The organism is Burkholderia sp. KBS0801, assembly GCF_005937855.2.
Lineage (GTDB): Bacteria > Pseudomonadota > Gammaproteobacteria > Burkholderiales > Burkholderiaceae > Burkholderia > Burkholderia ambifaria.
Map to the genome: position 1 here is coordinate 1,385,945 of NZ_CP042177.1, position 21,159 is coordinate 1,407,103.

Consider the following 21,159-nt stretch of genomic DNA (forward strand, 5'->3'; position numbering starts at 1 on the left):
TCGCGCGCCGGGTGCGGCGCGCGCACGGCTTTGCGGCGCCGCTGGCGCCGCGCACCGATCGAACGCCTGAGCTCGCCGCACGGCGGCGCGAAGCCGGAGCATTGTTGTTTGCGAACGATCGTGCTAAATTCTGCGCCAGCACTTGCAGTCACCGACCCAATCATCCGGGCCGGCAACCGGCGCCCACGCGCGCGCCGGCGCGCCGCCCGACCGCGAAGCATGGGACCAGAGTAGGCGCTAAAGCGCTAACTCTGGTCGACCGCGAAGCATGGGACCAGAGTAAGCGCTAAAGCGCTAACTCTGGTCGACAGGAGACAGACGTGATGGAGCATGCATCGATCGAGCGAGCGCCGATCGACCGGATCGCGCACGCGCGGCCGTCGGCGATGGGGAAAACGCAGGCCATGCGGAGGGCGTCACGATGAGCCTGCTGATGTCGCGACGCGATCTCGCGTTCCTGCTGTACGACTGGCTCGATGCCGACGCGCTCGGCGCGCTGCCGCGCTATGCGGAGCACAGCCGCGAGACCTTCGACGCGGTGCTCGATACCAGCGAGCGGATCGCGGCTGACCTGTTCGCGCCGCATGCGGCGCGCGGCGACCGCGAGGAGCCGCGGTTCGACGGCGAGCGCGTGACGCTGATCCCCGAAGTCGAGCCGGCCGTGCGGGCCTTCGCGGCGGCCGGCCTGATCGCCGCGGGCCAGGACGAAGCGTTCGGCGGGATGCGGTTGCCGAAGCTCGTCGAAGCCGCATCGTTCCTGTTCTTCCAGGCCGCGAACATCGCGACCGCCGCGTATCCGTTCCTCACCGTCGCGAACGCCAACCTGCTGCTCGCGCACGGCAGCCCCGCGCAGATCGACGCGTTCGCGCGTCCCGAGCTGGAAGGGCGCTTCTTCGGCACGATGTGCCTGTCGGAGCCGCAGGCCGGCTCGTCGCTGTCCGACATCGTCACGCGCGCCGATTTCGAGTGCGCGTCGCCGCTCGGCCCGCGCTACCGGATCACCGGCAACAAGATGTGGATTTCCGGCGGCGAGCACGAGCTGGCGGAGAACATCGTCCACCTCGTGCTCGCGAAGATTCCCGACGAACAGGGCCGGCTTCCGCCCGGCACGCGCGGCATCTCGCTGTTCATCGTCCCCAAGTACCTGCCGACCGACGACGGCGCCGCGCGCGGCGAGCGCAACGACGTGGTGCTGGCCGGCCTGAATCACAAGATGGGCTATCGCGGCACGACCAACTGCCTGCTCAACTTCGGCGAAGGCACGCGTCATCGTCCGCAGGGTCGCGCCGGCGCGATCGGCTATCTGGTCGGCGAACCGAATCACGGCCTCGCGTACATGTTCCACATGATGAACGAGGCGCGCATCGGCGTCGGCGCGGGCGCGGTGGCGCTCGGCTACACCGGTTACCTGCACGCGCTGGACTACGCGCGCAACCGGCCGCAGGGGCGTGCGCTCGGACCGGCCGGCAAGGACGCGGCCGCGCCGCAGGCGCCGATCGTCGCGCATCCGGACGTGCGGCGCATGCTGCTCGCGCAGAAGGCGTACGTCGAAGGCGGGCTCGCGCTGATCCTGTACTGCGCGCGGCTCGTCGACGAAGCGCGCGCGCACGGCGATGCGGCAGTGCGCGCCGAGGCCGCGCAGCTGCTGGACATCCTGACGCCGATCGCGAAAAGCTGGCCGTCGCAGTGGTGCCTCGCGGCCAACGATCTCGCGATCCAGGTGCATGGCGGCTATGGCTATACGCGCGACTATCCCGTCGAGCGACTGTATCGCGACAACCGCCTGAACCCGATCCACGAAGGCACGCATGGCATCCAGGCGCTCGACCTGCTGGGCCGCAAGGTCGGCCAGGACGACGGTGCGCTGCTGCGCACGCTCGATGCGCGAATCGGCGCGACGGTCCAACGCGCACGGGCCGCGGACGGCGACGCGCGCTCGCATGCCGATGCGCTCGCGCAGCGCTGGGCGCGGCTCGTCGAGCTCACGCGCGCGCTGGCCGCGCTTGACGATCCGCAGGTGCGGCTCGCGAATGCCAGCGTCTACCTGGAGGCGTTCGGCCATCTGGTCGTCGCGTGGCTGTGGCTTGACGTGACGCTTGCCGCGCACGGGCACGACGGCGATTTCCACGACGGCAAGCGCGCCGCCGCGCGTTACTTCTTTCGCTGGGAACTGCCGAAGGTGGATGCGCAGCTCGATCTGCTGGCGAGCGTCGATACGACGACGCTCGAGATGCGCGACGCGTGGTTCTGAGCGTCGCGATGCACGGATGACGGTGCCGCGGTGCAGGCCGGTGTGCGTGCGCCGCGCGTTGCTCGCGCGGGCGTGTCCCGCTGCCGTATCGATGCGCGGCGACGTCGCGCAAGGAGAGAGGAAAGCATGAAAGCCCTGATGTGTACCGCATTCGGCCCGATCGACCGCTTGCGTATCGACGACGTCGCGATTCCCGAACCGGCCGCGGGCCAGGTGCGGATTCGCGTGAAGGCGGCGTCGCTCAATTTCCCCGATGCGCTGATCGTCCAGGGGCTGTATCAGGTGAAGCCGGCGCTCCCGTTCTCGCCCGGTGCGGAATTCGCCGGCGTGATCGACGCGGTCGGCGACGGCGTGAGCGCATGGCGGCCGGGCGACGAGGTGGTCGCGTTCACCGGTCACGGCGGCTTCGCCGAGCAGTGCGTGGCCGACGTGCACCAGATCGCGGCGCTGCCGCCGGGGATGACGTTCGAGCAGGGCGCGGCGCTGGTGCTGGCCTACGGAACGTCGCTGCATGCGCTGCAGCAGCGCGCGCGTCTGCAGCAGGGCGAGACGCTGCTGGTGCTGGGTGCGGCGGGCGGTGTCGGGCTGGCGGCGATCGAGATCGCGAAGGCGCTGGGCGCGCGCGTGATCGCGGCCGCGTCGAGCGCGGACAAGCTCGCGCTGTGCCGCGACGCCGGCGCCGACGACACGATCGACTATGCGTCCGAGGACCTGCGGCGCCGTGTCGACGAACTGACGGGCGGGCGCGGCGCGGACGTCGTCTACGATCCGGTCGGCGGCGCGTACAGCGAGGCGGCGCTGCGCGCGACCGCGTGGCGCGGCCGGTTCCTCGTGGTCGGTTTCGCGGCCGGCGAGATTCCGAAGATCGCGCTGAATCTGGCGCTGCTCAAGGAGCGCGATATTCTCGGCGTGTTCTGGGGCGATGCGGTGCGGCGCGATCCCGCGGAGCACGCGGTGAACATGCGCCAGCTGGCGCAATGGTTCGCGGCCGGCAAGGTGCGGCCGGCGATCACCGAGCGCGTGCCGCTGTCGAGTGCGGCGGACGCGATCACGCGCATGGCGAACCGGCAGGTCAAGGGCAAGGTCGTGATCCTGCCGGACGCGTGATTACGCTGACAACGGACCATGCGGCGGCGGTCCGATGCGCGGCGGGCGGGAGTGCGGCGGTGCGTCATGTGCCGCCGTGCACCTCGCCACCGCTCCGCCGCGCACCCGCTCAGCGGAGCAATGAAGCCACGCTGGCCAGATCGGCCCGGCCGCATGCCGGACTCGCCTGCGCGTTGCCCAGGAAGTCCGGCAAGGTCCGCGCCGGCAGCGAAATCACGAAGCGTGCGCCGCCGAGCGGCGAATCCTCGAGTCGCACGTTGCCGCCGTGCACGAGCGCGACGCGCCGCACGATCGCCAGCCCGAGGCCGAACCCCCCGGTCTGCCGGTCGCGGCTCGAATCGAGCCGCTGGAACGGTTCGAACACGCGCGCGCGCTCGGCGGCCGGAATGCCGGGGCCGTCGTCGTCGACGCTCAGCACCAGCGCCCCTGACGCATCGTGCGTCGCGGACAGCAGGACCGTGCGCGCCGCATAGCGCGCGCTGTTGCGGATCAGGTTGAGCAGCGCGCGAGCGACGAGTTTCGGGTCGCACACGTGGGTGGCGGGCGCGCCGGTGGTCGACACGCCGAGCGTGATGCCGCGGTCGGCGAGGTCGTTCGCGACGTTGCCGGCGACGCTGTCGATCAGCGCATCGACGACGACGTCCATCGGCGCGAGCTCGCTGGCGCCTTGTTCGAGCCGCCCGATCGTCAGCAGCTCGGTCACCAGCTCGTCGAGTTCGCGCACGTCGCGCCGCAGTTCGTCGCGGCGTTCGCGCATCCGGCCGCTCTCGTCGGATTCGGCGAGCAGCGCGAGCCCGAATTCGAGGCGCGCGAGCGGCGTCTTCAGCTCGTGCGAGATCCCGTGCATCATCTCGCGCTGCTGCTTGATCGACGCCTCGATCCGCTCGGCCATGTCGTTGAATTGCTGCGACAGCTCGTAGATGTTCGACCGGCCGGACAGCTTCACGCGGGTCGACAGGCGGCCCGCGCCGAACGCATGGGCGGCGGCCTGCAGCCTGCGCAGGTCGCGCCAGTGATACGAGATCCACAGCACGACCGCGAACAGCGCGGCGAGCGCAAGCAGCAAGTAGGCGTAGATCTTGATGTCGAGGTCGAAGGGCTGGATCGGGCGCGCATGCAGCACGGAACCGTCCGCGAGCGGCATGTAGTAATCCTTGCCGTCGTAGCCGATCGCGATCTTGCCGGCGTCGAGGTCGCGCAGTGGCGCGCCGCTCAATTGGGCGCGGGCTTCCGCCATCGTCACGAAGTCGAATCCTTCCTTGCCGTGCTTCGCGAGCTCGCGCAGCGCGAGCGTGCGCTGCGCGCCCGGATGGCGTTCGAGATAATCGTTCAGCACGAACGCGTAGGTCGTCAGCGAGTCTCGCTGCGCCTGCGCCGCGCGTTCGTAGAAGATCCGGTCGAACGAGAACTGGATGAACGCGATCGATCCGGCACCGCACAGGATCACGATGAGGTACAGCCTGATCAACGGGCGCAGCATTTATTCGTCCCACGCGGAAGGGCTGAACAGGTAGCCGCGGCCCCAGATCGTCTTGATCTTGTGCGGCTCCGACGACGCATCCTCGAAACGGCGCCGCAGCTTCGAGATGCCGGAATCGACCGAGCGGTCGAGCCCGTCGAACTCGATCCCGCGCAACTGCTTCAGGATGTCGTCGCGGCTCAGCACGGTGCCGGCCGCGCGCGCGAGGATCAGCAGCAGGTTGAATTCGGCCGTCTTCAGGTCGACCGGTTCGCCGCGCCACGTGACCGTGCGGTTCGGCGGCGAGATCGTCAGTTCGCCGAAGATCAGCGCGTCGGGTGCGGCGGCGCGGGTTTCCGTCGCGGCCGGCCGTGCCCGGCGCAGCAGCGCGCGGGCGCGTGCGACCAGCACGCGCGGCTCGATCGGCTTCGTCACGTAGTCGTCGGCGCCGGTTTCGAGGCCCGCGACCTGGTCGTAGACGTCCGCGCGCGCAGTGAGAATCAGCACCGGGACGTTGGTGAATGCGCGAATGCGCCGGCACACTTCCATTCCGTCGAGATTCGGCAGCATCAAATCGAGTATCACGAGCGCGGGCTCGTGCTCGCGCACCGCCGCGACGGCCAGGTCGCCACGCCGCACGACCGTCACCGTGAATTCATAGTTGTCGAGGTATTCGCGCACGAGCTGCGCGAGGCGGTCGTCGTCCTCGATCAGCAGCACACGGTATTTGAGCGGATTGTCGTACATGGTCTCCTCGATATGCGCGCGTCGTCCCGGCTCCCGGCACGCGGGCGCGCGGCGCGGCACGCGAATTCTAGCCGGCGTTACGGCGCGCCGGGCAGCAGGACGACAATCGCGAACAATCAAACACAATTGAGCACAGATTCCCCGGAGATTACGGACAACACCGCTGCACGGCGGAACCTAGACTGCGGGCTCCGTCACTCATATCTCAATATTGTGCGCTCAACCCTTCGCCGTTCCCGCTATTGCGTGCCGCTTGCCGGCCTGACCCTTGCCGCGGCCGCTCACGCGGAAAACCAGTATTCGATTTCGCTCGGCGGCGGGTTCGCGCCGCGCTACCCGGGCAGCAACCAGTATCGCGGCGTCGTCGCACCGGGGCTTTCCGCGAAGTTCGGCAAAGGCTTCTTCATCGATAGTCGCGAAGGCGCCGGCTACCGGCTGGACCTGCCGCACGGTGCGTTCGTGTCGGCGGCGGTCAGCTACGACCCGGGCCGCGCGGACGAGAACCGCTTCGACCTGGCGGGTTCCGACTACCTGAAGGGGATGGGCCGGATTCCGGGCTCGGTGCTCATCGGCGTGCGGGCCGGCGTGACGCTGCTCGACGCGGCCGAACTGAGCGTCACGGTCGACACGCCGGTGACGCATACGTCGCGCGGCGTGTCCGGGCATGTCGACCTCGCGGTGCCGGTGTTCAAGACCGCGCAGCACGAGATCGTCGTGACGGGCAGCGTGCATGCCGGCACCGGCCGCTATACGCAGACGTTCTACGGCGTGACCGATGCGCAGTCGATGACGAGCCGCTTCCGGCCATATTCGACGAGCGGCGGGATCGACAGCGCGACGGTGTCGGTCGCATGGAACTGGAACCTGTCGCGGCACTGGTCGGTGCTCGCGACGGGCGGCGTGACGCGGCTGCTCGGGCGCTACGGCGACAGCCCGATCGTCCAGTCGCGCAGCAACTACTACGGGATGGCCGGCGCGACCTACAAGTTCTGAACGAAAGGCCGGCGCGCGCTTGCCGCACGCGATGCGTGGGCGTCGCGCCGTTGCCGCGCATCGCGTGCGGTAACATGCAGGCGGCTTCGGCACCACGCCGGGCTCGCGACGCCGGTGCGCCGAATCGATTCGAACGCGTCGCGCAACGCCGCCGTGTGCCGGCCGGCATCCGTCAGGAAGCGGCCGGTGACGCGCGACACCCATCACGCATGCAATGCCCGGCCGTGCGCGACTGCCGTACATGGATCGCCTGGCCGCGACAAGGAGAAGCCAGTGAAGAACACGATCGCGATGCTCGTTGCACTCGTTGCGAGCGCAACCTTTGCAGGATGTGCGGACATGAACACGAAGCACCCCAACGCGACCGCCGGCGGCGCGGCGCGAAACGCCGCGCCGATGTGCAGCGCAGACGGCGCGCCGGACGATGCGCTGATCGGCAAGACAGAAGCCGAGGCGACCGCGCTGCTCGACGGGTGCCTGTGGCGCGTGCTCGAGCGCGACGGCAAGTCGTTGCCGGGCACGATGGACTATCGCGAGGAGCGCCGCGACCTCGGCATTCGCGACGGCAAGGTGATCTGGGTGCGGCGCGGATGATCGATGAGGCCGGCGGGGCCGGCCAAGCCGCATGCCGTTTGCCGGCCGCGATGGGCGTGCGAATCCGTGCGCGTTACTTCGAGATATACCAGAGCGCGTCGGTGCTGACGCGCGCGGCCGGCGCCTGAGGTGTGGCGGCCGGCGGTGGCGTGTTCGACGTCACCGCGGTGGGCCACGTGGCCGGTGTGTTCGACGACGGCGACGAGGTTGACGCCGGTGCGGTATTTGCCGTGTTCGCCGTCGCTGCCGCGCCCGACGTCGACGGCGTGTTCAGATACCACAGCGCGTCGGCCGACGCCGTGCGCTTGGCCGATGCATTCGCGTGCGGTTTGCCCGCAGGCGTCGTGGCAGCCGTTGTCGCCGCCGAACGTGATGCTCCCGCCGCGGTTCCAGCCCCTGCCTGCGTCGTTGCGCCCGCCGCGCCGCGCTGCGCGCGCGCCTCGAACGGCCCGAGCTGGAAGATCAACGTTTGCGCGGGGCGCGTCAGAACGGCATACGGGAATTGCAGCTCCCACGACATCAGCACGCGGCCCGACGACGTTTCGGTGAAGATCGCCGGCACATGCTTCATGTCGCTGAACTGCACGTAGATCCGCGCGCCGTCGTCGAACACCTGGATCGGCTTGGCCTGGTCGGCGCCCGTGACGGTCCAGCCGAAGTTGTACGTGCCGGCCGGGCCGGCGGGGCCGCCTTGCGGTGGCGGCGGCGGGGCGGCCGGTGACAGCGTGCGGGCCCGCGCGGCCGGCGGCGCGGATACGCTCAGGCTCGCGAATGGGTTGTACGCCTGCACCTGCTGCGGCGGCGTAAAGGAGGGAGGCAGGATGGGCATGGGAGTATCCGGCGAATCCGGCATGGTCCGGATTGCATCATAGACCTTGCGGGCATACGCGAGGCGCTTGTCGGGCGACGCGGCGTTGTACGCGCCGATCGCGGTCCAGTTGGCGCCGAGCTGGCGGATGTTCTGCGACAGGATCCACGCGCCGACGTACGCGTTGGTGCACGCATCGAACAGGCTTTCCCGCGTGATGCCTTCGCGCGCGAGCGTCGGCAGCCAGGTGCTGTTGATCTGCATCAGCCCGATGTCGACGGTGCCGTTCGTGTTGGTGTTGACCGCGTTCGGATTCATCCCCGATTCGACCTGCGCGATGCCGCGCAGCAGGCTCACGCTCACGTGCTGGAACGTGGCTGCATCGTCGAGGCAGTCGGCCCACGCGGCTCCGTGTAGCGCGCACGACAGCGCGATCGTCGCGGCGATCTTCGGCGTGGCGTGGCTGAGCGAACGGGCAGTATGACGCGGCATGGCAGGATGGGGCGGGATCCGGCCGCCCGGTGCAAGGAAATTACGCAGACGCGAAGTGTGCCATAGCGCGCAGTCAAATGGCTCGCGTCAAACTTTCCTTTGCATTTGCCGCTGCGTTTATCGCGCATTTTCCGCTGGGCGGGGATCGTCGCGCGACCGAATGGGATCGGTAAAAACGGCTGATTTTCGCGCGCATGCCGACGCCCGAGCGGAGTCGCAATACTGACGCCGCGCGTCAGTTGTGCCGTGAATGCGGAATACGGTGATGAATCGTGCAGCGATGTGAAACGAACATGGCGCGGCCGCCGCTGCGCGGCCCGGAAACGGCGGCGGCGGCCGTAGCCGCCGTCCTGGCGAATCCGTGATCTGGAATCCGCGAGGCGACACCGACCGGCCAGCCGCGTGACACCGCGACACCGCGCCACCGCCCGCAGCCGGCCCCCGTCGCTCAGAAGCGGTGACGCAGCCCGAGGTTGACCATCGTCTGCGAACTCGTGCCCGCATAGCCGTACGACGCGATCGACGCCTGCGCGGCCATCGATCCGCCTTTGCCGTCGCCGGTCTGGCCGCTCGCATGCTGGTACGCGGCGCTCAGGTACACGTCGGTGCGCTTCGACAGGCTGTAGTCCGCGCCGGCCGACACCTGGTGATAGGTCGCCGACGTATCGCCGCCCGAGCGCGTATAGCTGTAGCCGACGCCGACGAGCAGCGCATCGGTTGCCTGGTAGTTCACGAAGCCTTGCCCGGTGTTGTAGTGCTCATTCGAGTCGAACGCCGAGCTTGCGTCGCGACGGTACTGCGCGTTGCTGTAGCCGAGGCCGAACGTGAACGGGCCGGCGACGTACTGGCCCGCGATGCGGGCGATGCCGATCGAGTGCGCGCTTGCATAGCCGCTGTTGATCGGGCCGTCGAAGGTGCCGTCCGACGAGCTGGTCCAGCCGTCGCGCAGGCCGTTCGACGCGGGGCTGTTGGTCGCGTGGAAGTAGCCGCCGGCGACGCTGAACGGCCCGTTGTTGTACGACACGGCTGCCGAATACGACTGCGCGGCGCCGGTGCTGCCGGCGATGCCGCCGAACGAGTACATCGCGGAGAACTGCAACCCCGAATACACGGCCGACGTGTACTTCACCGCGTTGTCGACGCGGAAGCTGTTGTCGTAGTTGTCGACGTCGCCCGGCGTCGCGAACACGCTGCCGAGATAGTTGTCGGCGGTGATGCCCTGCACGAGGTCGACGAGCGGATCGTACTGGCGGCCGAACGTGAGGGTGCCGTAGCGCTCGCTCGTCAGCCCGACGAATGCCTGCCGGCCGAACAGGCGGCCGCCCTGGCCCTGCCGGCCGTTGCTCGGGTCGAAGCCGTTCTCGAGCTGGAACAGCGCCTTCAGCCCGCCGCCGAGATCTTCGGTGCCTTTCACGCCCCAGCGGCTGCCGGAGAGGTTGCCCGCGCTGCTGTTGCCGAGCATCCATGCGTTGTCCTTGCCCTGCGCGTGATTCACGTACGTGATCGACGTGTCGATCACGCCGTACAGCGCCACGCTCGACTGCGCGTGCGCGCCGGGGATCGCGGCGAACGACGCGAGCGAAATCAGCGAGAGGGTCGTGCGTTTCATTTCATCTCCTTGCCATGGGGTGCTGGAACCGGAATGGCAGGAGACTACAGAGCCGCCGTCGAACGGCAAAAATGGAATTCTCCGATGTGACCTAAAGCAGACAGGTGCATGCTGCGCAAAGGCCTGTTGAGAGATTCAGATTATTGAGCGCTGTGTGCTAATCGACGTGAATTTCAAGATAGTGCGATCCGCGTATTGCCGGATTCGTGATAATTCCAGGGGATTTTCGATGGGATTTCGCTAAAACCGCGTTTGTCATGGATTCGTCAATTCATTATTTAATGGAATCGAATCGCGCGATGCGGCCCGAATATGCTATTGCACGCGTCCCACTCGTTTCATGCAATCGTCGCGCGTCGCGCTCGCTCGCCGGTGTGGTGTTCGCCTGGGCGCGGGCCTGTCGGCCAGCGCCCGACACGTTCGTGAACCTGTCCCCGGCCGGGCTCGCGCTGTTCGACGCGGCGCTCGACTGGGCAGCGGGGCGGCGCTGATGCAGCGCGGCGCGGCGGCGTGTGCCGGGCGGTGCGCGCGCAGCGTCGGCGGCAATCGGCATTGAGTGCGAGAATTCGCGCTTCGGCCGGCGCGCGCCGCGCCGCTCACCAGGGAACCCGCATGGACAGTCACATCGCGCCGGTGGCGCTGCAGAAAGCCTACCGTCTCCTCAACCACGGCCCGACCGTGCTCGTGTCGGCCCGCCACGACGGTGTCGACAACGTGATGGCCGCCGCGTGGGCCTGCGCGCTCGATTTCCTGCCGCCGAAGCTGACGGTCGTGCTCGACAAGTCCGCGAAGACGCGCGAGCTCGTCGAGCGCAGCGGCAGGTTCATGATCCAGGTGCCGACGGCCGCGCAGCTGCAGCTCACGCATGAAGTCGGCAGTCACAGTCTCGCCGAGCGGCCCGACAAGCTGCGCGACGCGGGCGTCACGCTGTTCGACGTGCAAGGCCACGACCTGCCGTTCGTCGCCGGCTGCTCCGGCTGGCTCGCGTGCAAACTCATTCCCGAGCCGCACAACCAGCAGACCTACGACCTGTTCATCGGCGAGGTGGTCGGCGCGTGGTCCGACACGCGCGTGTTCCGCGACGGTCACTGGTATTTCGAATCGGCCGATCCGGCGCTGCGCAGCCTGCATTACATCGCGGGCGGCAACTTCTATGCGATCGGCGAATCGCTGCACGTCGATCCGGGTCAGCCGGACCCGCAGTAAGCCGCCGGCCGGCGGTCGGCCGCAGTTCCAGGCGCGCGGCTCACGCGCGCTTTGTCAATGCCGCGAGCATTGCGTCGGCGAACGCCTGCGTGACGCGCGGCAGCGTGCGCCCGCGCTTCACGACGAGCGCGATCGGCCGCACGAACGCGGGATCGTCGATCGGCTTCGCGACGAGGTCGGGCTCGGCGCGTACCTCGCGCGCGGTCGCCGGCAGGATCGTCACGCCGAGCCCGCCGCGCACCATCGCGACGGCCGTCATCATGTAGGTCGGTTCGCACGCGATGTCGGGCGTGCAGCCGGCCGCGTCCAGTGCGGCATCGACCACGCCGCGCACGCTCGTGCCGCGCGCGGTCAGCACGAGCGGCACGGCGGCGACGTCGGCGGTGCGCACGCGCCGCTTGCGCGCGAGCGGATGATCCTTCGGGCACACGGCGACGAGCCGGTCGGCGCCCACGTACAGCACCTCCAGCGACGCATCGAACGCATCGCCGCCCGTCAGGCCGAGATCGGCTTCCTCGTTGCGCACCAGCGCGGTGACGAGGCTCGCGACACCGTCGCGAATCTCGAAACCCGCACGCGGCACGTCGTGCCGGAACGACTGGATCAGCTCCGGCAGCAGGCTCGACGCGAAGGTCGGCAGGCACGCGAGCCGCACCGTGCCGCTCGCGCCTTCGCCGAGCGCGCGCGCATCGCGCAGCACGCGCTCCATGTCGTCGAGCGAGCGCTGCAGCAGCGGCAGCAGTTCGCGCCCGGTCTGCGTGAGCGCCACGCTGCGGCTGTTGCGGTCGAACAGCCGCGCGCCGACGATTTCCTCGAGCCGCCGGATCTGCACGGTCAGCGCCGGCTGCGACAGGTGCAGCCGCGCGGCCGCCCGCGTGAAGTTGCCGGCGTGGGCGACGGTGACGAACGCGCGAATGTCGCGAAGATTCAGATCCATAACGATTCGTGATTGCTGCGATCAAATCATTTCAATTGTGCTATCGCTGCGCCGACCTTACGCTCGTCTCCAACAAAAGACAAGGTAGGAGACACGGATGCTGCCGTTACTCGGGCTTGGCACGATCGTCGTGCTGCTGGCCGCGATTCTGTCGAAGCGGATGTCGCCGCTCGTCGCGCTCATCATCGTGCCGATCGCGGCGTCGCTGATCGGCGGCTTCGGGCTGCATACGAGCAAATTCGTGATCGACGGGCTGAAGGGCCTCGCGCCCGTGGTCGGGATGTTCGTCTTCGCGATCCTCTATTTCGGGACGATCACCGACGCCGGCACGCTCGATCCGATCATCGACCGCATCCTGCGCGCGGTCGGCACGCGGCCCACGCGCATCGTGATGGGCACGACGCTGCTCGCGCTGCTGATCCACCTCGACGGCTCGGGCGCCGTCTGCTTTCTCGTGACGATTCCCGCGGTGCTGCCGCTGTACGACCGCCTGAAGATGGACCGGCGCGTGCTGGCCGCGGCCGTGTCGATGGCCGCGGGGATCAACTTCCTGCCGTGGACGGGGCCGATGATCCGCGCGTCGGCGTCGCTGCACCTGCCGGTGTCGGCGCTGTTCAATCCGCTGATTCCGGTGCAGGCGATCGGGCTCGTGTTCGTGTTCGGCGTCGCGTACTGGCTCGGCCGGCGCGAGGAGAAGCGGCTTGGCCTGTCGCGCGACGATGCGTCGATTCCGCTGCCCAAACGCGAGCTGACGCCCGACGAGCAGGCGCTGCGCCGGCCGCACCTGTTCTGGTTCAACCTGGTGCTGACGCTCGTCGTACTCGGCACGATGGTCGTGATGGGCGAGAAGATTCCGCCGGCGATCATGTTCATGGTCGGGCTGTGCGTCGCGCTGATGGTGAACTACCCGAACGTCGACATGCAGCGAAAGCGCATCGACGCGCACGCGCGCGCGGCGCTGATGATGGCCGGCATCCTGCTCGCGGCCGGGGTGTTTACCGGGATCATGCAGGGCAGCGGCATGCTGAAGGCGATGGCGCAGGCGGCGGTCGGCTTCGTGCCGCCGTCGATGGCCGGCCACATTCCTGTCGCGCTCGGCCTCGCGTCGATGCCGCTCAGCATGCTGTTCGATCCCGATTCGTTCTACTTCGGCGTGCTGCCGGTGATCGCGGAGGTGGCCGGCCAGTTCGGCGTGCCGGCCGTGCATGTCGGGCAGGCCGCGTTGCTCGGCCAGATGACGACCGGCTTTCCGGTCAGCCCGCTGACGCCCGCGACGTTCCTGGTCGTCGGCCTGTGCGGGATCGAGCTGGCCGAGCACCAGAAGTTCACGTTCCCGCTGCTGTTCGGCGCCTCGATCGTGATGACGATCGCGTGCGTCGTGCTGGGCGTTTTTTGATTGTTCCCGGCGCGCGCGCCGGATGACGGTACCGACATGACAGCAAAGCCACCACACGAACGGCGCGTGCGCATCGGCGCGGGCGCCGGCTACTCGGGCGACCGGATCGAGCCGGCGGTCGAACTGGCCGAACACGGGCAGCTCGACTATCTCGTATTCGAATGCCTGGCCGAGCGCACGATCGCGATCGCGCAGCAGGCGCGGCGCAAGGATCCGTCGCTCGGCTACGATCCGCTGCTCGACGCGCGCATGCAGGCCGTGCTGCCGGTGGCCGCGGCCAAGGGCGCGCGGATCGTGTCGAACATGGGCGCGGCCAACCCGCGCGCGGCCGCGCGGCGCACCGCGCAGATCGCGCGGTCGCTCGGCCTCGCGGAGCTGAAGGTCGCGGCGGTCGAAGGCGACGACGTGCTCGACGTCGTGCTGCGCGGCGCGTTGCGTTTCGAGGAGTCGGGCGACGAAGTCGCCGCGTATCGCGAGCGCATCGTATCCGCGAATGCGTATCTCGGCGCCGCCCCGATCGTCGACGCGCTCGCGGCCGGCGCGGACGTCGTGCTGACCGGGCGCGTCGCCGATCCGTCGCTGTTCGCCGCGCCGCTGATCCATGCGTTCGGCTGGCGGCTGGACGACTGGGACACGCTGGGGGCCGCGACGGTCGTCGGCCATTTGCTCGAATGCGCGGGGCAGGTGACGGGCGGCTATTTCGCCGACCCCGGCTACAAGGACGTGCCGGATCTCGCGCGGCTCGGCTTCCCGATCGGCGAGGTCGCGGCCGACGGCTCGGTCGTGATCACCAAGGTGCCGCACGCGGGCGGCCGCGTGAGCGCGGCGACCTGCAAGGAACAGCTGCTGTACGAGATCCACGATCCGGCGCACTACCTGCAGCCCGACGTCGTCGCGGATTTCACGCGCGTGGCCGTCGTAGAGGAGGCGCCGGACCGCGTGCGCGTGACGGGCGGGCGCGGCACCGCGCGCCCCGACACCCTGAAGGTATCGGTCGCGTATGTCGACGGCCATATCGGCGAAGGGCAGATCTCGTACGGCGGGCCGGGGGCGCTGGCGCGCGCGCGGCTCGCGCTCGACATCGTCCGCGAGCGGCTCGCGCTGACCGGCGTGGCCGCGACCGAGTTGCGCTTCGATCTGATCGGCGTCGACGCGCTGTACGGCGACGCGACGCCCGCCGTGCGCGGCGAGCCGGCCGAAGTCCGCGTGCGGGTGGCCGGCCGGGCGACGACTGCCGACGAGGCCGCGCGGATCGGCAACGAAGTCGAGACGCTGTATACGAACGGGCCGGCCGGCGGCGGCGGCGCGTTCAAGTCGACGCGCGAGGTGATCGCGGTGCAGTCGGTGCTGCTGCCGCGCGCGGCCGTGACGCCGTCGTTTTCATTCGTGGAGGCCTGATGCAACTGCGTGAACTCGCGCATGCGCGCACCGGCGACAAGGGCAATACGCTGAACGTGTCGGTCATCTGCCGCGATCCGCGTCACTACGAACACCTGCGCGCGCATCTCGATGCGCGGGCGGTGAAGACGTGGCTCGCGGGCATCGTGCACGGCGACGTCGTGCGCTACGAACTGCCGGCGCTCGCCGCGTTCAACTTCGTGCTGCGCGATGCGCTCGGCGGCGGCGTCACGCGCTCGCTCGCGCTCGACGCGCACGGCAAGTCGGTCAGTTCGGCGCTGCTGGCTATCGAGGTGCCGGAGCCGGCGTGATGATGTGACGGGGTGCGTCGCGGGCGGCGCGTACGCTCATGGTCACGTTCGCGGTTGCGGAAATCGGCCGTTCGCGGCGCCGCGCCTGCGTGCTCGACTGGTTCGCCCGGGACGTGCAGGCGTGGCTCGGCGCGAGAGTCCGGAGGCCGAAGCCGTTGCATCCGCAAACTTTTTTTTGCATGGTCTGACCAGTCTAACCTCAAGTTGCCGCACGGCCGGTCGTTAAACCCGTTTGCGTACTCATTTGACTGTCCGATAACAACGCGCAACCGGAGATCGTCGTCATCATGCTGTCATCAATTCGCGCCCGGATCGTGGCGACCTGCGTCGCCATCGTCGTCACGGCGCTCGCCGTCACCGGCGGCCTCGTGTACGACGTCGTCAAGCGACACAACGACGAAACCATCGACCGGAACCTGCAGTCGGTGCTGGCCGGCCACGCGCTGGCGCTCGACGAGTGGGTCGCCGGCCGCGCGCAGCAGACGCAGGCGCTCGCGGATACGCTGGCGATCGGCGAAGGCGATCCGCTGCCGGCACTGACGCTGCTCGGCAAGTCGGGCGGGTTCCAGGTGCTGACGCTCGGCCTGCCGGACCACACGGCCTTCTCGAACATCCCGCTCGCGCCCGGTTACGATCCGACCGCGCGCCCGTGGTACAAGCAGGCGGTCGAGGCCGGTCGGCTCGTCGTCACCGCGTTGTATCAGGACGCGTCGACCGGCAAGCCGGCGTTTGCATTCGCGGTGCCGATCATGCGCGGCGGTGCGCTGAAGGGCGTGCTGGCGGCGAGTCTCTACATGGAACGAGCGAGCGCGATCGTCGCGTCGATGCACCCGACGCCGGCGAGTTTCGCGTTTCTCGTCGACCGCGGCGGGCGCCTCATCGCGGGCGCGAAGACCGACCTGATCATGAAACCGGCCGTGCAGCTGTCGCCGGAACTGACGCCCGAGCGCCTCGCGAGCCTGCAGAGCGCGAGCGAGCCGGTGGCGATCGCGGTGGACGGCGTGACCAAGCTGTTGCGCGCGCAACCGATCGCCGGTACCGACTGGTCGCTCGTGATGGCGCTCGACCGGTCGGACGTGACGGCCGGCATGCGGGCCGTCGCGACGACGACGCTCGTGGCCATCGTCATCGTGGCCTGTATCGCGGCCGCGCTCGTCGGCGCGCTGACGAACGCGGCATTCAAGCGCGTGCTGCTGGTGCGCGATGCGCTGACCGACGTCGCCAGCGGCAGCGGCGACCTGACGAAGCGGCTGCGTGCGGACGGCCACGACGAGGCCGCGCAGATCGCGCGCGCGTTCAACCTGTTTGCGGAAAAGATTTCGGCGATCCTGCTGCAGATCCGCGGGTTCAGCGAATCCGTGAGCGTGGCGAGCGCGGAGATCGCGCAGGGCAACCAGGACCTGTCGGGCCGCACCGAGCATGCGGCGTCGAGCCTCCAGGAAACCGCGGCGGCGCTCGAGCAGATTGCCGGCACGGCGCGCAACTCGGCCGATGCCGCGACGCAGGTGAACCGGCTCGCGGAATCGGCGTCGGGCGTCGCGATGCGCGGCGGCGAGGTGGTGAGCCAGGTGGTCGCGACGATGGGCGAGATCACGGCGGCCTCGAACGAAATCTCGAACATCATCGGCGTGATCGACGGCATCGCGTTCCAGACCAACATCCTCGCATTGAATGCGGCCGTCGAGGCGGCACGCGCGAACGAGCACGGGCGAGGCTTCGCGGTCGTCGCGGGCGAGGTGCGCACGCTCGCGCAACGCAGTGCGCAGGCGGCCAAGGAAATCAAGCAGCTGATCCAGGCATCCGTCGACAAGATCGAGGGCGGGTCGGGGCTCGTGCACACGGCGGGCGCCACGATGGACGAGATCGTCGAGGGCGTGCGCGGCATCACGAGCGTGATCGCGGAAATGACGGTGGCGGCGAACGAGCAGAGCACCGGCCTCGCGCAGGTGAACCAGGCGGTGTCGCAGCTCGATCATTCGACGCAGCAGAACGCGGCGCTCGTCGAGGAGTCCGCCGCGGCCGCGGCGCTGTTGCGCGAACAGGCGGCGCAGCTCGCGCAAATAGTGGGTGAGTTCAAGCTGGCGCAGCCGCAAACGGCCGATACCGCGCGAGTGTGATGCGGCGTGCGCTTGCGATGCCGTGCCGTGCGTGTACGCTACGGCCTCGCGGGCATCGCCCGCGCGTGCGGCAGGGGCCGCGCGCATCGACCGGATCCTGGAATGAAGAACGAGATCGTAACGCCTGAGGGCGTGAAGGGCGCGGCCATGCGCGGTGGATGGTTCGCGGCGACCCTCGCCGCACTGTCCGCCGTCGCGGCATTCACCGCGCTCGTCGCGGCATCGCCGGCCCATGCCGCCGAGCCGGTGCATCCCGAGCGTCAGCTGCAAAAGTTCATCCACGACACCTACGGCAAGTGGCGCACCGATCGCAAGGGCTGGCAGTCGGACGCGGGTGATTTCATTTACGCGTCGTGCGGATCGCTGCGCGTCGCGACGGCCGACGGCCCGCGCACGCTGCTCGCGATGTGCGGCGAGACCGAGGACGCCGTGCAGAACGGCATGCCGGGGATGGATTCCGATGCGACGCCGGGCACCATCGACCTGTACGTGCTTCGGCCTTCGCAGGACGGCACGACGCTCGAACCGGCGCTGCAGAAGACGGGCATCGTGTCCGGCGGGCGCGGCGAGCCGGGCACGGTGAGCATCCAGCGGCTCGGGCCGCACCTGTTCGGTTTCGTCGTCGGCAACAGCGACTCGCGGCAAGGCTATACGCAACGCATGCGCTCGATCTGGCTGCCGTACGGCGACGCGCTGGTGCTGGCGGCAGCGCGCATCGACGAAGCGCTCGACAATGCGGAATCGACCGAATGCGCGAACGATCCGGCACGCTGCGAGGAACGCCGTTTCGTGATCGCGCCGGACACGAGCGTCAACGACAGCGTCTATCCGCTGATCGTGACCGAGACCGGCATGCGCGGCAATCGCGCGATTCACGCGCGCCATACGGTGAAGTTCGACGCGGCGCGCGGCCGCTACATCGTGCCGAAGGCCGTGCGCGACGGGTATTGAGCGGTCCATGCTGGGTACTGCGGAACCGCGGATCCGGGCGGCGTCGCGCCGCCCGCCCGTCACACGTACACGTAGCGCACCAGGTGGAAGAACACCGGCGCCGCGAAGCAGATCGAGTCGACGCGATCGAGCATCCCGCCGTGGCCCGCGATCATCGAGCCCCAGTCCTTGGTGCCGAGCGAGCGCTTCACGGCCGACAGCACGAGGCCGCCGACGAAGCCCGCGATCACGATCGCGAGCGAGATCCCGAACGCCGCGCCGAAGCTGAACGGCGTCACGCGATACAGCGACGCGCCGCACAGCGTCGCGAGCAGGCCGCCGCCGATGAAGCCTTCGACCGTCTTCGACGGCGACAGGCGCGGCGCGATCTTGCGGCGCCCGCACAGCTTGCCGACCACGTACTGCAGCACGTCGCTGATCTGCACGACGAACAGGAAGAAGAACAGCAGCAGCGCGTTCTGCCCCGCGTAGCGCGGAATGTCGAGGATCAGCACGGCCGGCGCATGGCTCAGCCCGTACACGCATACCATCAGCGCCCAGTTGATCTTCGCGTTGCGGCTCAGGAATTCGCGCGTGTCCTGCGTGAGTGCCGACACCAGCGACATCGCGAAGAACAGGTGCACCGGCACGAAGATCGAGTACATCCCGTACCAGTTGATCCCGAGCAGCACGTACTGCACCGGAATCGCGACGAAGAACGCGATGAAGAGCGTCGTATGGTCGCTCGCGGTGGTCGGCGTGAGCGTGATGAATTCGCGCAGCGTCAGGTACGACAGCAGCGCGAACACCAGGTACGTGACGTTGTTGCCGAGGCTGATCGCGATGACCATGATCGCGATCATCGCCCACCACGCGCGGATGCGCTGATTCAGGTTGACGACGGTCGCGCTGGCGCCGCCGCTGCGCGCGCCGAGGATCGCGCCGATGACCGTCGCGAGCACCAGCACGCCGGTGACGCCCGCGACCAGTTCCCAGAAGAGAGTTCGCATGAAGAGGTCCGGAAAAGGAAGAGAAGGGCGCCGCGATCAGCCGGCCGGCCGCTGCGGCGGCGCGAGCGCGACGATCGCGTCGCGCATGCGGGTGAGAAAGGTCGGCTTGTCTTCGCCGGCGCCGAGCGCGTCGTTCGCACCGAAGTGCACCTTGCAGATCAGCGGCACGGGCCAGATCGCGCCCTTCGGCATGATGCGCTGCAGGTTCTCGAGATAGACCGGCGCGAGCGCGACGTTCGGAAATTCCGTCGCGAGATGGAACAGGCCGCTCTTGAATGGCTGCGGCAACACGTCGGCGCCGCGCGTGCCTTCCGGGAAGATGATGATCGAGTGGCCTTGCCGCAGCGCGTCGCGCACCGGGTCGAGCGGGTGGCCGCCCCGAGGATTGCCGCCGTTTTCGCGATGCCGGTCGATCAGCACGACGTTCAGCAGCTTCTGCGCGATATGGCGCTTCAGGTCGCTGCTGTCCCAGTAGTCGCGCGCGGCGACCGGCCGCACGACCGCGCGCACGTCGCGCGGCAGCGCGGCGAGAATCGCGAGCGTGTCGATGTGGCTCGTGTGGTTCGAGAAGTAGATTTTCTGCGTCGGCGACGGCGGCGCCCGATGCCAGACCGGATACGCGCCGGCGACGAGCCGGACGATCGACAGCAGGAAATCGCGCTGCCAGACGTTCAGGATGTTCATCGGCGCCGCGCCTCCTGCCTGCATGCCCGCGCGGCCGCGCAGGCGCGGCAGGCGGAATCCCGGAATGCCGGCGCGGCAGGATGCGCACCGGACGGCCATTGTTTAAGTTTTTTCAAATTCGTGGCTGCCTGTCGCAGGGCCGCGATAATCGGACGATGCGCCGGCGGACGTCGCGGCGCGGTCGCCGGTCGGCGGCGTGATAATCGGCTGTTGCACGAGCGCCCGTTTGCAGTTTGAATGGATCTTGCTGCGATCGGGCCAGCGGATTATCGCGAGTTTCCGTCAAAAACGCCAGATTGCAGCGGCGCGGCGCCAGCGGCGTGCTGCTTGACGCGTCGGGGCCGCTCGGCGACGATGACGGCCACCTGTCGAAAGCCGTCGATGCCGACGGTTGCGCCGCCCGGGGCATGGCGGCTGGAAACGTGTCCGAATGAGCAGAACCAATAAAACGATGAGCCTCTACGCACTCAAACCGAAATTCCAGAACCGTCTGCGTCCGTTCGCGGATTCGCTTGCCGAACGCGGCGTCACCGCCAACCAGGTCACGCTGTTCGCGGCCGGCGGCTCGATCGTCGTCGGCGCGCTCGCGGGGCTCGGCGTGTTCGCCCGCGTGCTGTTCCTGCTGATCCCGATCTGGCTGTTCGCGCGGATGGCGCTCAACGCGATCGACGGCATGCTCGCCCGCGAACACGGGCAGAAGAGCACGCTCGGCGCGTACCTGAACGAGCTCGGAGACGTCGTGTCCGATGTCGCGCTCGTGCTGCCGTTCCTCGCGATTCCCGCGTTCGCTCCGGCGGACGTCTGGCTGTTCGCGCTGATGGCGGTCATCGTCGAATGCGCGGGGCTGATCGGCCCGCTCGCTGGTGCGACGCGCCGCTACGACGGCCCGTTCGGCAAGAGCGACCGCGCGCTCGCGCTCGGCGCGTTCGCGCTGTGGATCGGCTTCGGCCTGCCGGTCGGCAGCGTCGCCGCGTGGCTGTGGCGCGTGCTGATCGTGCTGTCGATCGTGACGGTGGTGCGGCGCGTGCAGGCCGGCGTCGCCGAAGCGGGCGGCTGACGGCCAACGGGTGGGCCGGCGCCTGAGGGCGGCGCCGCATGATTCGAACAACG

General features: G+C 68.8%; 18 protein-coding genes. 11 read left to right on the forward strand and 7 right to left on the reverse strand.

The window, feature by feature from the left end; translation table 11 throughout:
- Positions 1-421: 421 nt before the first annotated feature.
- Together FFI87_RS06730 and FFI87_RS06735 are read left to right on the forward strand one after the other, a co-directional pair.
- Positions 422-2,251: an acyl-CoA dehydrogenase gene (locus tag FFI87_RS06730; RefSeq protein WP_138847907.1), complete on the forward strand. Its 1,830-nt coding sequence runs from the start codon at positions 422-424 to the stop codon at positions 2,249-2,251.
- A gap of 126 nt (positions 2,252-2,377) precedes the next feature.
- On the forward strand, positions 2,378-3,358 hold the full coding sequence (locus tag FFI87_RS06735) for an NADPH:quinone oxidoreductase family protein (RefSeq protein WP_138847906.1): 981 nt from the start codon (positions 2,378-2,380) through the stop codon (positions 3,356-3,358).
- A 109-nt stretch (positions 3,359-3,467) separates the two neighbouring features.
- Here the strand turns inward: FFI87_RS06735 and FFI87_RS06740 are convergent, their stop codons facing one another.
- A complete protein-coding gene (locus FFI87_RS06740; RefSeq protein WP_012363611.1) occupies positions 3,468-4,838 on the reverse strand; it encodes an ATP-binding protein in 1,371 nt (456 codons plus the stop codon).
- Positions 4,839-5,564: a response regulator gene (locus tag FFI87_RS06745; RefSeq protein WP_011656558.1), complete on the reverse strand. Its 726-nt coding sequence runs from the start codon at positions 5,562-5,564 to the stop codon at positions 4,839-4,841.
- Between the two features lie 246 nt (positions 5,565-5,810).
- Here FFI87_RS06745 and FFI87_RS06750 point away from each other — a divergent pair, with 246 nt between their 5' ends.
- Positions 5,811-6,557: a MipA/OmpV family protein gene (locus FFI87_RS06750; RefSeq protein ID WP_138847905.1), complete on the forward strand. Its 747-nt coding sequence runs from the start codon at positions 5,811-5,813 to the stop codon at positions 6,555-6,557.
- Positions 6,558-6,830: 273 nt separating this feature from the next.
- Positions 6,831-7,151 (forward strand): hypothetical protein, encoded by a 321-nt coding sequence (locus FFI87_RS06755; protein ID WP_041489793.1) that lies wholly within the window; start codon positions 6,831-6,833, stop codon positions 7,149-7,151.
- Positions 7,152-7,224: 73 nt separating this feature from the next.
- On the opposite strand, the gene FFI87_RS06760 is transcribed toward FFI87_RS06755, so the two are convergent.
- Positions 7,225-8,451, reverse strand: a complete 1,227-nt coding sequence (locus FFI87_RS06760) for a transglycosylase SLT domain-containing protein (protein WP_138847904.1) — start codon at positions 8,449-8,451, stop codon at positions 7,225-7,227.
- Between the two features lie 448 nt (positions 8,452-8,899).
- On the reverse strand, positions 8,900-10,060 hold the full coding sequence (locus tag FFI87_RS06765; protein WP_138847903.1) for a porin: 1,161 nt from the start codon (positions 10,058-10,060) through the stop codon (positions 8,900-8,902).
- A 612-nt stretch (positions 10,061-10,672) separates the two neighbouring features.
- Here FFI87_RS06765 and FFI87_RS06770 point away from each other — a divergent pair.
- Positions 10,673-11,266 carry a flavin reductase family protein gene (locus tag FFI87_RS06770; protein WP_138847902.1) on the forward strand — a complete coding sequence of 198 codons (594 nt, stop codon included), beginning with the start codon at positions 10,673-10,675 and terminating at the stop codon, positions 11,264-11,266.
- Positions 11,267-11,306: 40 nt separating this feature from the next.
- On the opposite strand, the gene FFI87_RS06775 is transcribed toward FFI87_RS06770, so the two are convergent.
- Positions 11,307-12,203, reverse strand: coding sequence for a LysR family transcriptional regulator (locus tag FFI87_RS06775; protein WP_012363619.1), 897 nt, complete (start codon positions 12,201-12,203; stop codon positions 11,307-11,309).
- Positions 12,204-12,300: 97 nt separating this feature from the next.
- Here FFI87_RS06775 and FFI87_RS06780 point away from each other — a divergent pair, with 97 nt between their 5' ends.
- The 5 genes from FFI87_RS06780 to FFI87_RS06800 all read left to right on the forward strand — a co-directional run bounded on the left by FFI87_RS06780 (position 12,301) and on the right by FFI87_RS06800 (position 18,376).
- Positions 12,301-13,599, forward strand: coding sequence for a CitMHS family transporter (locus tag FFI87_RS06780; protein WP_011656566.1), 1,299 nt, complete (start codon positions 12,301-12,303; stop codon positions 13,597-13,599).
- 36 nt (positions 13,600-13,635) lie between these two features.
- A complete protein-coding gene (locus FFI87_RS06785; protein ID WP_138847901.1) occupies positions 13,636-14,997 on the forward strand; it encodes an acyclic terpene utilization AtuA family protein in 1,362 nt (453 codons plus the stop codon).
- Positions 14,997-15,308, forward strand: a complete 312-nt coding sequence (locus FFI87_RS06790; protein ID WP_138847900.1) for a hypothetical protein — start codon at positions 14,997-14,999, stop codon at positions 15,306-15,308. The genes FFI87_RS06785 and FFI87_RS06790 overlap by 1 nt, the downstream gene beginning before the upstream one ends.
- A 287-nt stretch (positions 15,309-15,595) precedes the next feature.
- Positions 15,596-17,425, forward strand: coding sequence for a methyl-accepting chemotaxis protein (locus FFI87_RS06795; RefSeq protein ID WP_138847899.1), 1,830 nt, complete (start codon positions 15,596-15,598; stop codon positions 17,423-17,425).
- Between the two features lie 102 nt (positions 17,426-17,527).
- Positions 17,528-18,376 carry a topoisomerase IV gene (locus FFI87_RS06800; protein ID WP_138847898.1) on the forward strand — a complete coding sequence of 283 codons (849 nt, stop codon included), beginning with the start codon at positions 17,528-17,530 and terminating at the stop codon, positions 18,374-18,376.
- Between the two features lie 59 nt (positions 18,377-18,435).
- On the opposite strand, the gene FFI87_RS06805 is transcribed toward FFI87_RS06800, so the two are convergent.
- Together FFI87_RS06805 and FFI87_RS06810 are read right to left on the reverse strand one after the other, a co-directional pair.
- Entirely contained in the window at positions 18,436-19,365 is a 930-nt protein-coding gene (locus tag FFI87_RS06805; protein WP_011656572.1) for a phosphatidate cytidylyltransferase, read from the reverse strand.
- Positions 19,366-19,401: 36 nt separating this feature from the next.
- On the reverse strand, positions 19,402-20,049 hold the full coding sequence (locus FFI87_RS06810) for a lysophospholipid acyltransferase family protein (RefSeq protein WP_138847897.1): 648 nt from the start codon (positions 20,047-20,049) through the stop codon (positions 19,402-19,404).
- Between the two features lie 451 nt (positions 20,050-20,500).
- On the opposite strand from FFI87_RS06810, the gene FFI87_RS06820 reads away from it, so the two are divergent.
- On the forward strand, positions 20,501-21,106 hold the full coding sequence (locus FFI87_RS06820) for a CDP-alcohol phosphatidyltransferase family protein (protein WP_011656574.1): 606 nt from the start codon (positions 20,501-20,503) through the stop codon (positions 21,104-21,106).
- Positions 21,107-21,159 lie beyond the last annotated feature (53 nt).

Bases quoted from the DNA above. Each gene is read 5' to 3' on its own strand.
- FFI87_RS06785 (WP_138847901.1), top strand. From the start codon at position 13,636: ATGACAGCAAAGCCACCACACGAACGGCGCGTGCGCATCGGCGCGGGC.
- FFI87_RS06740 (WP_012363611.1), bottom strand. From the start codon at position 4,838: ATGCTGCGCCCGTTGATCAGGCTGTACCTCATCGTGATCCTGTGCGGT.
- FFI87_RS06795 (WP_138847899.1), top strand. From the start codon at position 15,596: ATGCTGTCATCAATTCGCGCCCGGATCGTGGCGACCTGCGTCGCCATC.
- FFI87_RS06765 (WP_138847903.1), bottom strand. From the start codon at position 10,060: ATGAAACGCACGACCCTCTCGCTGATTTCGCTCGCGTCGTTCGCCGCG.
- FFI87_RS06760 (WP_138847904.1), bottom strand. From the start codon at position 8,451: ATGCCGCGTCATACTGCCCGTTCGCTCAGCCACGCCACGCCGAAGATC.
- FFI87_RS06800 (WP_138847898.1), top strand. From the start codon at position 17,528: ATGAAGAACGAGATCGTAACGCCTGAGGGCGTGAAGGGCGCGGCCATG.
- FFI87_RS06775 (WP_012363619.1), bottom strand. From the start codon at position 12,203: ATGGATCTGAATCTTCGCGACATTCGCGCGTTCGTCACCGTCGCCCAC.
- FFI87_RS06780 (WP_011656566.1), top strand. From the start codon at position 12,301: ATGCTGCCGTTACTCGGGCTTGGCACGATCGTCGTGCTGCTGGCCGCG.
- FFI87_RS06745 (WP_011656558.1), bottom strand. From the start codon at position 5,564: ATGTACGACAATCCGCTCAAATACCGTGTGCTGCTGATCGAGGACGAC.
- FFI87_RS06770 (WP_138847902.1), top strand. From the start codon at position 10,673: ATGGACAGTCACATCGCGCCGGTGGCGCTGCAGAAAGCCTACCGTCTC.
- FFI87_RS06735 (WP_138847906.1), top strand. From the start codon at position 2,378: ATGAAAGCCCTGATGTGTACCGCATTCGGCCCGATCGACCGCTTGCGT.
- FFI87_RS06810 (WP_138847897.1), bottom strand. From the start codon at position 20,049: ATGAACATCCTGAACGTCTGGCAGCGCGATTTCCTGCTGTCGATCGTC.
- FFI87_RS06805 (WP_011656572.1), bottom strand. From the start codon at position 19,365: ATGCGAACTCTCTTCTGGGAACTGGTCGCGGGCGTCACCGGCGTGCTG.
- FFI87_RS06730 (WP_138847907.1), top strand. From the start codon at position 422: ATGAGCCTGCTGATGTCGCGACGCGATCTCGCGTTCCTGCTGTACGAC.
- FFI87_RS06790 (WP_138847900.1), top strand. From the start codon at position 14,997: ATGCAACTGCGTGAACTCGCGCATGCGCGCACCGGCGACAAGGGCAAT.
- FFI87_RS06820 (WP_011656574.1), top strand. From the start codon at position 20,501: ATGAGCCTCTACGCACTCAAACCGAAATTCCAGAACCGTCTGCGTCCG.